Origin of the sequence: Rahnella perminowiae (genome assembly GCF_019049695.1) — a bacterium.
GTDB classification, from domain to species: domain Bacteria; phylum Pseudomonadota; class Gammaproteobacteria; order Enterobacterales; family Enterobacteriaceae; genus Rahnella; species Rahnella perminowiae.
The window spans coordinates 92,887-103,337 of record NZ_JAFMOT010000170.1 but is presented as its reverse complement, the minus strand read 5'-3'; the positions used below and the strand labels follow the sequence as shown (position 1 = coordinate 103,337).

Here is a 10,451-nt window from a genome sequence, read left to right as displayed (position 1 = left end):
GATTAAATCGATTAATTAACGCATTTTGTTTTTTTTTGAATTGTGTTTAATATTGGTTTACATTAAATATTGACTTAAGGGTTTTGTTTGTTTTTGCAGAGAATATGTTTGTGTTCTTATTTTATATAAAAACTTTCGACTTTAATTGCGTAATAAATATGTAACGACCTTATGATTACACGGCCTTTGGGGCTAAATCGAACTTTTGGCTGCAATCAGGATCAGATCACCACATCACTGACCCTGTAGTGGTTGGGCTTCAGACCACTCTATGGCCACTCCCATTTTTGCAACACCGATTGTGATGATAAGTTGGCTTGCTTGAATCTATCCGGCGTCTGAATGGAATTTTATTTCCGCGCCTCGAAGTGGACCTGGATTTATTCCGGAAAAAAGCAATGCTCCACACAATGACGTCGTATCCAGAATCGATTTCCAAGCGGCCCCCTTAATGATGGCGATATAATCATGCTCGGCGGGCTTGAGCAGCATGAACTGCTCTATCTCTTTCCGCGTGAATGTCCGCGTATTGTGATATGGCCTTTTTCAGAAACAACACCAGAAGACTGGCTGAGATGGAGCGGTGACTGTACAAAAAATGCTATCGCATTCATTGAACAATCCTGGGAGGAACGCTTTAATTCTGGTTCTGTTTATCGTTATGAATTACCTGTCAGTTCGTTTGAAGAAGTGGGCGAATTAGGTATGTGGGTTTCAAGAACCAGTGTTACGCCTCTTGGTGTTACTAGGCTTAGTAACTTGCCCGGTGAGCTTCAATCAAGAAATATTGGACTCAGGGTTATGGAGAGACTTGTACCGCTTAAAAATATCTGGATGTCATCTGTTCATGCAAGTGGTGTTCGCCTTCATAACGCTCAGGGGTGGGGGAAGCCTGGCTGGAATCATACTAAGCCAGGACGAAAGTTCTGAGTAGTTTGGATATAAATATCCCCTTTAACACGAGGTTGAATATGTTCCCTAAAGCCGTCTTTTTTGACTTAGATAATACGCTCACTCACAGAGCTTTGAGTATTGCTCGATATTCAGAAAGATTTCATTTCGCCTTTCGTGACCACCTTAAAGAAACAAATGCAGGTAATATTAACGCTATTATTATTCGTGAAGATAATGGCGGCTATCTTCCTAAAAACTCGCCATTTTCCTCAATCCGCGAAGCAGTGAGTCACACTTTAGCATTAGAGCTAAAGTGGATAAAACCCCAACTTGCCGAGACAGTCCTGGAGCATTGGGTGAATCACTTCCACTCAGCAGCTGTTCTTATGCCAGGAGCTAATGAACTGATAGAAGAACTTATGAGGCGTGATATTGCTATTGGCGTGATATCAAATGGCGCTGAATGGTCACGCCATCAAACCTTAGAAGCACTTTCTCTTTCAAAAAAGATACGGGTGATGATCTGTTCTGAAATGTTTGGCGATAGTAAGCCGTCGCCAAACATATTTCTCGCGGGTGCAAACCTGCTCAATTTACATCCTCAGCAATGTTGGTACGTAGGCGACCATCCAGTTAATGACTATCTCGGAGCTAAAAAAGCTGGAATGAAAGCCATTTGGCTTAGAGGATTTCATGAATGGCCTGGAAACTGTGTTAGTCCAGAATGTTCAGTAAGTTCTCTTAATGAGCTTACTACCCTGCTTACGCAACGATGAGTCGACCTGCCCTACATTGAATAACACTACAAGTCATTAAACGTCCTCTCCTGGCACACAGCAGACAAACACGTGACGCTGAAGGTCTGCTGTGTGCCAAGAGCGGAAGTTAACTACGGATAAAATTCAGCGCCTCACCTCCAGAGCCGCTGCATAATGGCAATAAGCTACACTTGTTCATTATTTCCAAAACAGGAAAGCCTTCCGCTGCTTCAACGGTGTGTGTTTGACATCGCGCAGTTGGGACATTTTGATCAACAACGAGCATGGCCAGCTAACGATGAAATTGATACTTGTTCGACACGCAGAAACAGAGTGGAATTTGGAAGGAATTATTCAGGGGCACAGCGATAGCCCCTTGACCTGTCGGGGTTTGCGTGAAACATCCGTCCTACTAGCAGCGTTTAGTGCAAGTGAGTATCAAATAGAGCGTGTTTACGCTTCTCCGCTTGGGCGTGCCTGGCAAATGGGGCAAAGCCTGGCTGAACACTTTCATTGTTCACTGACGGCTGAACCGGCCCTTAAAGAGCAGGCCTTTGGTCAGTTTGAAGGTATGCCGTTAGAACTACTCAGACAAAAACATCCAAACTATGCAAATGAGTTATTCAGGCTTGATGCAGAGTATTGTCCACCTGGGGGGGAGTCACTGGCGCATGCTTCTCAGCGAGTTATGCGTTTTTTACAAAACCTGGAAGATACCTCATCACATCAACAAACAATATGTATTGTGTCTCACGGGCATGTCAGTCAGGGCACTCTGGCAATTCTTAAAGAAGGGACTGTCAATAGTTTCCCTCGCTATGCTCACCCCAATGCAAGTTATTCTGTTATCGACCTGATTAATGGAAAATGTATCGGCCTAAAGTGGGGGATTGCTACACATTTACGTCACCTGAATTAGTGGCTACCTTTCAAGCATTGAAAACCCATCCTGCCAGAGTCATCATTATTTAAGCACAATGTCCGCTTCACGCCCTGAGACATTCGACAAGCTTTTTATGGCTTCAGTAAGGGCGAGTGTCGCTCATAACAGACCTAATCCGTTTCCGTGGATAGTTCTATATGAGAAGCGGTCTTCACACTTTCGATTCACGCTGGACAGTCTGGCTGACGATGCTATAAACGGCTTAACAATTTATCCGAACTGAAACTAGAAAAATGCCGTAACAGTACAGACTGATACGGCTATTTTTGTGGTTTATTTTGTCAGAGGGGTTATCCCATTGTGCAACTGATTTCCTTCCCACAAATATAAGGTGGGGCATACGCTTTCCGGCACATATCCAGATAATCCGACCACCATTGCATCATCGCTTTACGGGCATCGAGATATTCTGCTTTATGGATGTAAGCCGCTCGAACGCTGTTACGCTCCTGGTGACTCATCTGCCGTTCAACCGCATCCTGCGCCCATAGGCCAGACTCCATCAGGGCACTACATGCCATTGCCCGAAATCCGTGGCCGCAGATTTCATCTTTTGTGTCATAGCCCATCAGGCGTAGCGCCTTGTTGACCGTATTTTCACACATCGGTTTATACGGATTGTGATCGCCGGGGAATACCAATACCTGATGCCCGGATATTTCCCGTATCTGTTTCAGAATAGCGATGGACTGACGGGAGAGTGGAACGATATGTGGAGTGCGCATTTTTGCACCACGCCCGGAGTAGCGGACACCGGGGATGGCCTCGCGAGTGGCAGGAATGGTCCAGATTCTATTTTTGAAATCGATCTCAGACCAACGGGCGAAACGCAGTTCGCTGGAACGGATGAAAAGGTGCAGGGTGAGTGATACTGCCAAGCGGGTTAACTCCCGTCCTTGCTGGTAGTCCTCAATACGAATCAACAGCTCCGGCAGTCGCTCCAGCGGAAGGGCGGGGTAATGACGTTTAACTGGCGGGGCGATGATACCCTCCAAATTTGCCGCGGGATTGTGCTCTATCAACTCCTGATGCACAGCATGACGCATTATGTTGCACATATGCTGCCGGGTACGTGCTGCGACTTCCAGCAGACCTTTTTTCTCAATGCTTTTCAGCAGGTCGATAAAGTGACGAGGTTTCAGTTCAGCTACCGGCAAGTGTCCAATCACAGGGAATATATGATTGTTCATGCTGGCAAGCAGGCGGGATGCGTGGTTCTCAGACCATGTTCGGTTGCTGTTATGCCACTCCAGTGCCACATGTTTGAAGTTTTTTTCTGGTGTGGAAGTGGTTCTTTCAGCAGAGCGCTGTTGTGCTGGATTGATATTTTGCGCGAGGAGTTTACGGATACCATCACGCTGTTGACGAGCATCAGCCAAAGACACGTCAGGGTAGGCGCCTAAGCCAAGTCGAGATTCTTTTCTATTGATACGATATTTGAGATACCAGAGACGTGAACCGCCTGGATTAACCAACAGGTACAGACCATGGGAATCGGAAATTTTGAAGGGTTTAGCGGATGGTTTTAAGCTGCGGATTTTTGTGTCGTTAAGAGACATTTGGGGGTCACTCCGTCATCGAACCAACATGACCCCAAATCTGACCACCAAATTCTCCCGATGCGGAGGGAAAACTAAAAATGCACCGGGAAGATTTTTCGCGCTAACTTATTGAATCTAAATCACATAAGGATTCGCAAAGAGGCATGAAAACAAGAATTTGGCTCCTCTGACTGGACTCGAACCAGTGACATACGGATTAACAGTCCGCCGTTCTACCGACTGAACTACAGAGGAATCGTTGGAACGGGGCGAATAATAACGACTGCCCCGTGGCATGTCAAAGGGGAAACTGTATAAATGCGTGCGTTTGCTGGTACTTTAGCCAACTTGTTGAGAATAGAGTCAAAAAGGCCCGCTTTCATATTGAGTCAGGTCTTTTTCGGTCTTAACGCAATGCGCGACAAGCGCGGGTGATCCGCTCGCAGGCTTCCTGCAACCGGTTGTCATCAATGGCATAAGCAATACGCAGATAACCCGGCGCACCAAAAGCAGAACCCTGAAGCGTGGCAACGTGGCCTGATTGCAGCAAATAAGCGGCAAAATCTTCATCTGTCTTGAGAATATCACCTGAAGGTGTCGTTTTACCTGACATCCCCTGACAATTAGCGAAAACGTAAAATGCGCCCGGCGGCGCTTCGGCACTGAGGCCGTCAATGGCATTCACGCAGTTCATGATCAAGGCGCGGCGGTGCGTCAGGATGTCGATCCATTCTGCGATGAATTCATTGCCCTGTTCCAGAGCGGCAACAGTCGCGGCCTGAGAAATGGAGCTGGGGTTGGAAGTGCTTTGCGACTGCAAAATTTGCATGGCAGAAATCAGCCACGCGGGGCCGCCTGCATAACCCAAACGCCAGCCGGTCATTGAATAACCTTTAGAAACACCGTTTACGGTCAGGATACGTTCTTTCAGACGAGGCTCGACTTCGGCGAGTGTGGCGAAAATACCGGGCACAAAACAAATTTGTTCGTAGATGTCGTCTGCCATCACCAGCACCTGCGGGTGCTCCAGCAGAACGGCGGCCAGTGCGTGGAGTTCGGCAACTGAATAGACTGCACCGGTCGGATTGTTCGGGGAGTTGAGGATTACCCAACGTGTTTTCGGGGTGATTGCGGCGGCTAAAACCTCCGGCTGCAATTTCCAGCCATCACTTTCCAGACAATGAACAATCCGCGGTTCACCTTCCGACAGTGCCACCATATCCGGATAAGACACCCAGTAAGGGGCAGGAATAATCACCTGATCGCCAGACGAAACGGTGGCCAAAAGTGCGTTAAAAATGAGTTGCTTGGCGCCACTGCCCGCGATGACTTCGTCCGGGCGGTAACTGATCCTATTTTCACGCTTAAACTTAGCCATGATGGCTTGTTTAAGCGCGGCGGTACCGGCAACGGCAGTGTATTTTGTGTCACCTTGTACAATCGCGTCGATGCCGGCTTGCTTAATATGTGCGGGAGTATCGAAATCCAGCTCACCTTCGCCCAGGTTGATGACATCAGTACCCGCCGCGCTGAGCGCACGAACCTGGTCGGAAATCACCGCTGTCGGCGAAGGGCGAACACGACGCAAACGAGGTGCAAGAAATTCAGCAGACATTGTTTCCCCTGTATGAACAATAACAAAATTGTATTATATGAATCATTAAAGCCAATTTAAACTTACCATTCTTCTTTTTGCTTTGCTCATGATTTCTGCGTACTGAGCTGTATTTTACTGACGAAAACGGCAGGGCAGCGGGGTATTGCTGGCGATGAGCCTGCGGGCTGTCTGAACTTTTCATTTATATTTCAAGGTTGTCTTATGGCTTTTATTTTTGTTGCACATGACACACCTGAACCATCGCTGTACGGTGCGATGGCGGCAATACTGGCGGCACAAAAAGATTTACCGCTGGCACATCTGCCGGTGAGCTGGGATACCGCACACTATCCTGATGCCTGTCAGCACGTCGTGGGTGAAGGGCAACTGGTCACCAGCGGGTTGCTTTGGGCAGAACGGCTGATTTTGCAAAGTGCCGGTAAGGTGGTGAAGCTGGAGGAATTGCTGAAGACGTATGGCACCGGGGATATGGTGATCCCCCTCGGGCCAACGCAGATCATTCAGTTCACTCAAATGGCACGGCAGGTTCGCGAAAACGCGTTTGACTATGAATTGATTACGGTTGAACGCGAAAATCAGGGGTATGTGTTCAGACGGCACGGACTGACGGATGAAGCCGCCGGATACTGGTGGCGTGATCGTTATGGGCGCTGGATAAACCACGATACGCCGTCACAAACCCCCACTTCGCTGCGTATCGCGCTGGTCGGCGCGCAGTCCGAGCAGTGCACGACTTATCCGGCCACGCTCGCTGCGCTGGGTGATGCCGCGGATGCTTTATCCGTGTCGCTTGATATTGTATATGCCGCGCCCCAGGTGCTGGAAGATCATCTGCATGAGGTGATGGAAAACGTCGATGGCATTTTACTGCCAGGCGGCTCCGCGATGTGTAATGTGGCCGGACAGATTTGTGCCGCGCATTATGCCCTCAATCGCAATATTCCTGTTCTCGGGCTGTGCCTGGGCATGCAAACCATGACGACGGCCATCGTGCAGAACATGATGGGTTCTGCGAAAGCCAGTCTGGCGGAAGCGGATCCTGATGCTGATATTAAAACTTTTGTGCCGCTGACGGATATGCCAGCATTTCCGGTGCACCGCCTCGGGGATCATCGGATGCATTCCCGCCCCGGCAGCCGGTTGCATGATATTCTTGGCGATGAATTTATCGTGCGCTACAACCACCGTTTTCACCTTGCACCTGAACTGAAACCGGATCTGGAAAATCACGGATTACTGATCAGCGGGACCGATGCCACCGGCAAGATTGCTGACGGAATCGAATTCACACGCCATCCGTTTTACCTCGGCGTACAGGGCCACCCGGAGTTGTCATCACTGCCCGTGAAACCTCACCCGTTGCTGATAGCTTTTCTGCAAGCGGCGTCAGCACAGCACGGATAAATTAACGGCACCATGAGTAATCCCCGCCTTCAAAGACGGGGATTTTTGCTTAAAGTGGACTACTTCAGTGTGACGCCGGAACGCGGATCGGCGGCCAGACGGCGCAGTTCCTGCTCCACCAGCCCGATCACATCAGCTTGCAGATCACTCAGCGGGGCGCGGACATGGTGGCCATCAAAACCGCGCAGATTCATGGCCGCTTTCACCAGTTGAGGCTGACCGAAACGGCGGGCCAGCGCCCGGTACGGATACCACAGACGGTGCAGTTCGCGGGCTGTGCTGGCATCGCCGCTTTCCAGCGCACGATAGGTTGCCAGAATAATTTCCGGCAGTGCGCCGCTGTTTGTGGTACTGATGCCGTCAAAACCACACATCATCGGCCCTAAAAATGCCAGATCGGAGGCGCAGAACAGACGCAGACGCCCGCCAAGACGGCTGGCAATCTGATCGATGGCCGTCGGGTTCAGGTCACCTTGTTTGATACCCACCACGCCATTGATGTCTGCCAGTTGCTCCAGCACTACCGGCGGCAACGTAATGCCGATGCCCGGCGCGTTATACACCAGAATTCCGGTGCGTGATAACGGTGCTATCTGTTTAAAGAAGCTGATAATTTGCGCGTCAGTCACTTCAGAAACAAACGGCGGCGTGACCATCGGCAGGCCACCCAGATTGCCTGCCAGTTGTGTTAAATCGCGCACGACGCGGGCATCTGAACCTGCGCTGCACAACATCACCGGCACGCGGTCGCCCACCACTTCCATCACATGGCGGAATAGCGTGGCGCGTTCGTCTGCGGTCATCGCCGGGAATTCCCCGTACGTGCCGCCAATCAAAATGCCGTCATAACCGAGGCCGATTACCCGCTCAATGTTGCGGGATAACCCGGCGAAATCAAACTCACCGCCTGCCGTAAAAGGCGTCACGGTAATATTAAAAATACCTTTCAGGCGCGCCTGACTTTCACTGATGTCTTTCATTTATTCAATTCCCATCATCTGGTTAAAAGCAAAATCAAAGTAAGGTCAGCGGACGATCCACTGTGCCGAGGGCGCGATAGCCGGTTTCAGTCACAACAATGGTTTCGCTAACGCCAACGGTGAATTCGCCGTAAATGCGCAATGCGGGCGGAATGTGGAAGGTCATGCCTGGCTGTAATTCGGTGGTGATGCCGCTGTAAAGGCTGAGGATCGCGCCTTCGCCCCAGTCCGGTGCGAACGAAATACCAATCGAATAACCGGTGCGTTTTTTGAAGTTATCTGTGTAGCCAGCGCGGTCGATAACGGCCTGACAGGCCAGATGCGGCGCTTCGCATGTCGCGCCCGGGCGGATGGCATCGAGTGCAGCCTGCAACGCTTCCTGACACACTTTTTCCATTTCCAGCGCCACGGCTGGCGGTTTGCCGAGCCAGGCGGAGCGCATCAGGGCCGCGTGATAACGGTCGTGAGCGGCAGCCATTTCAAGGAAAATCGGGTCACCCTCGACGATTTTACGACGACGCCATGTACCGTGCGGCACACCGGTGCGCGGGCCACTGGAGACCAGCGGTTCCATGCCCATATATTCGGAACCGGCGGCAATCGCCGCGCCCATCATCGCAGAAACCAGATCGTTTTCTGTCGCACCGGCGGCAATCGCCGCGCGGCCTGCCAGCATGCCGGCGTCAACGTAACGGGCGGCGTGCGCCATTTTTTCCAGTTCTGCGGCTGATTTCACGGCACGCAGTTGTTCGATAACACCAGCCGCATCGTGGATCGTGCCGATTGCAGCCTGTAAGGCTTCGTATATTGCGATCGGCAGGAACCAGCCGCGTTTATCGATACCGATCCGGCTCTTCATCCAGCCACGCGCTTTCAGCACATCGAGCAGGAAATTCACCGGATTATCGCCATCGGTGTAAATCGCCGCATCGCGGATAAAGGTGTTGGAGATGAAGTTGAAATACTCCAGCTGGCGGATAACGAAAACCGGATCGCCTTCCACCGGCAGTACCAGCGTCTGGAAAGTGTAATAGCCCGGTGTTTGCTGGCCTGTCAGGTAAAAGATGTTTTCCGGCCCGGTGATCACCATCACGTCCAGACCGGCTTTCACCAGTAACTGACGCGCCTTCGCCATGCGCTGCCGATATTCTTCTTCGTGAAACGCAGATTCTGCGCCTGGTACGATGCGGCCCGTATCGGGTAATGATGTTGCTGTCATTGTTCAAACTCCTGAATGAATTCTGTACGGGAAGGGGTGAAGTGGATACCCAGCCCCGCGCCCGGCGGGCTGCTGAGTAATCCCTGATGATAGGAAAGGCCGTGAACCGGGTCGTTGCCCAGTCCGTCGGCACCGTAAAGTTCGGCGTAAGCAGGCTGGCAGGCTCGGGCGACGTGCAGTGCGGCGGCGGTAGCGGCACCGCCTTCGTTCATCTGACCAATCATGAATGGCACGCCCGCTGCCGTAAGACGTCGTGCGGCAGCCATTGTCGGCGCAATGCCACCCATTTTGACCAGTTTGAGATGTGCCATAATCTTACCGTTCAGCCGCAAAATGCGTTCTAAATCTGCCTCGCTGCTCATGCTTTCATCGAGCATCAGTGGCACCGGGCTGGCTTCGGCCAGCGCCGGATAATAGTGCGCATTCGCGTCAGAAACCGGCTGTTCGAGATAACTCATTTCAAACTTCGCCAGCGAGATTAAATGGCTGCGGGCCGCTTCCGGCTGCCATTGGCCGTTGGCATCTGCGGACAAACTGATTTCGTGCCCGAAACGTCGGCGCAGCGCACTGAGCCGTGCTTCATCTTCTTCGAACGAAGCCACGCCGACGCGCAGTTTAAGCTGTGTAAAACCGCGATCCACATACGCCGTCGCCTGTTGCAGCATCTGCGCCATCGGCGTCCAGAACAGCGTCTGGTTGGTGTGATAACTCACTGTTTCGCTATTATCTGCGCCGGCCAGTTGCGCCACGCTGATGCCTTCCTGACGCGCGATCAGATCATGCAGCGCGATATCCAGCAACATGCGTGTCGGTGCCAGAAAATCCGTCAGCCGTTGCGGCAGATTGAGCAAAATTGTGCTGGCAGGCTGACTGAGATCCAGTTGCTGCAACGCACGGATCGCATCACTCAACACCAGTTCGGCGCTGTAACCATTGAGATAAGCCATGTTGATGCGCACTTCGCCCAACCCGTTGAAGTTTTTGTCTTCAAGCAGCAGATACAAGGTGTCCAGCCCCGGCACACGGCCCGACGAGGCGGTATAAAGTTGCAGATGCGGATACCGCAGGTCGGCGCGATATAAGGTCGCTTTCAC

General features: G+C 51.3%; 9 protein-coding genes and 1 tRNA gene. 4 read left to right on the top strand and 6 right to left on the bottom strand.

Going from position 1 to position 10,451, the window contains the following annotated elements; genetic code table 11:
* Window positions 1–468 precede the first annotated feature (468 nt).
* The 3 genes from J1781_RS09715 (at window position 469) to J1781_RS09705 (ending at window position 2,571) form a co-directional block, all read left to right on the top strand.
* Window positions 469–930 (top strand): DUF6886 family protein, encoded by a 462-nt coding sequence (locus J1781_RS09715; RefSeq protein ID WP_217157162.1) that lies wholly within the window; start codon window positions 469–471, stop codon window positions 928–930.
* Between the two features lie 41 nt (window positions 931–971).
* A complete protein-coding gene (locus J1781_RS09710; RefSeq protein WP_217147022.1) occupies window positions 972–1,670 on the top strand; it encodes an HAD family hydrolase in 699 nt (232 codons plus the stop codon).
* Window positions 1,671–1,950: 280 nt separating this feature from the next.
* A complete protein-coding gene (locus J1781_RS09705) occupies window positions 1,951–2,571 on the top strand; it encodes a histidine phosphatase family protein (RefSeq protein ID WP_015697053.1) in 621 nt (206 codons plus the stop codon).
* Between the two features lie 314 nt (window positions 2,572–2,885).
* Here the strand turns inward: J1781_RS09705 and J1781_RS09700 are convergent, their stop codons facing one another.
* The 3 genes from J1781_RS09700 to J1781_RS09690 form a co-directional block, all read right to left on the bottom strand.
* On the bottom strand, window positions 2,886–4,154 hold the full coding sequence (locus J1781_RS09700) for a tyrosine-type recombinase/integrase (RefSeq protein WP_217138360.1): 1,269 nt from the start codon (window positions 4,152–4,154) through the stop codon (window positions 2,886–2,888).
* Window positions 4,155–4,315: 161 nt separating this feature from the next.
* Window positions 4,316–4,391, bottom strand: a tRNA-Asn gene (locus J1781_RS09695).
* Between the two features lie 151 nt (window positions 4,392–4,542).
* A complete protein-coding gene (locus J1781_RS09690) occupies window positions 4,543–5,751 on the bottom strand; it encodes an aminotransferase class I/II-fold pyridoxal phosphate-dependent enzyme (protein WP_217233485.1) in 1,209 nt (402 codons plus the stop codon).
* A gap of 204 nt (window positions 5,752–5,955) precedes the next feature.
* On the opposite strand from J1781_RS09690, the gene J1781_RS09685 reads away from it, so the two are divergent.
* Window positions 5,956–7,158 (top strand): glutamine amidotransferase-related protein, encoded by a 1,203-nt coding sequence (locus J1781_RS09685; RefSeq protein WP_217233484.1) that lies wholly within the window; start codon window positions 5,956–5,958, stop codon window positions 7,156–7,158.
* 59 nt (window positions 7,159–7,217) lie between these two features.
* On the opposite strand, the gene J1781_RS09680 is transcribed toward J1781_RS09685, so the two are convergent.
* From J1781_RS09680 to J1781_RS09670, 3 genes are read right to left on the bottom strand one after another with little or no spacing between them, the layout of a single operon-like run.
* Complete coding sequence (locus J1781_RS09680; RefSeq protein WP_217219477.1) at window positions 7,218–8,138, bottom strand: dihydrodipicolinate synthase family protein; 921 nt, start codon at window positions 8,136–8,138, stop codon at window positions 7,218–7,220.
* Between the two features lie 34 nt (window positions 8,139–8,172).
* Entirely contained in the window at window positions 8,173–9,357 is a 1,185-nt protein-coding gene (locus J1781_RS09675; protein ID WP_129991909.1) for a M24 family metallopeptidase, read from the bottom strand.
* Complete coding sequence (locus J1781_RS09670; RefSeq protein WP_217233483.1) at window positions 9,354–10,451, bottom strand: mandelate racemase/muconate lactonizing enzyme family protein; 1,098 nt, start codon at window positions 10,449–10,451, stop codon at window positions 9,354–9,356. Before J1781_RS09670 ends, J1781_RS09675 begins: the two co-directional genes overlap by 4 nt.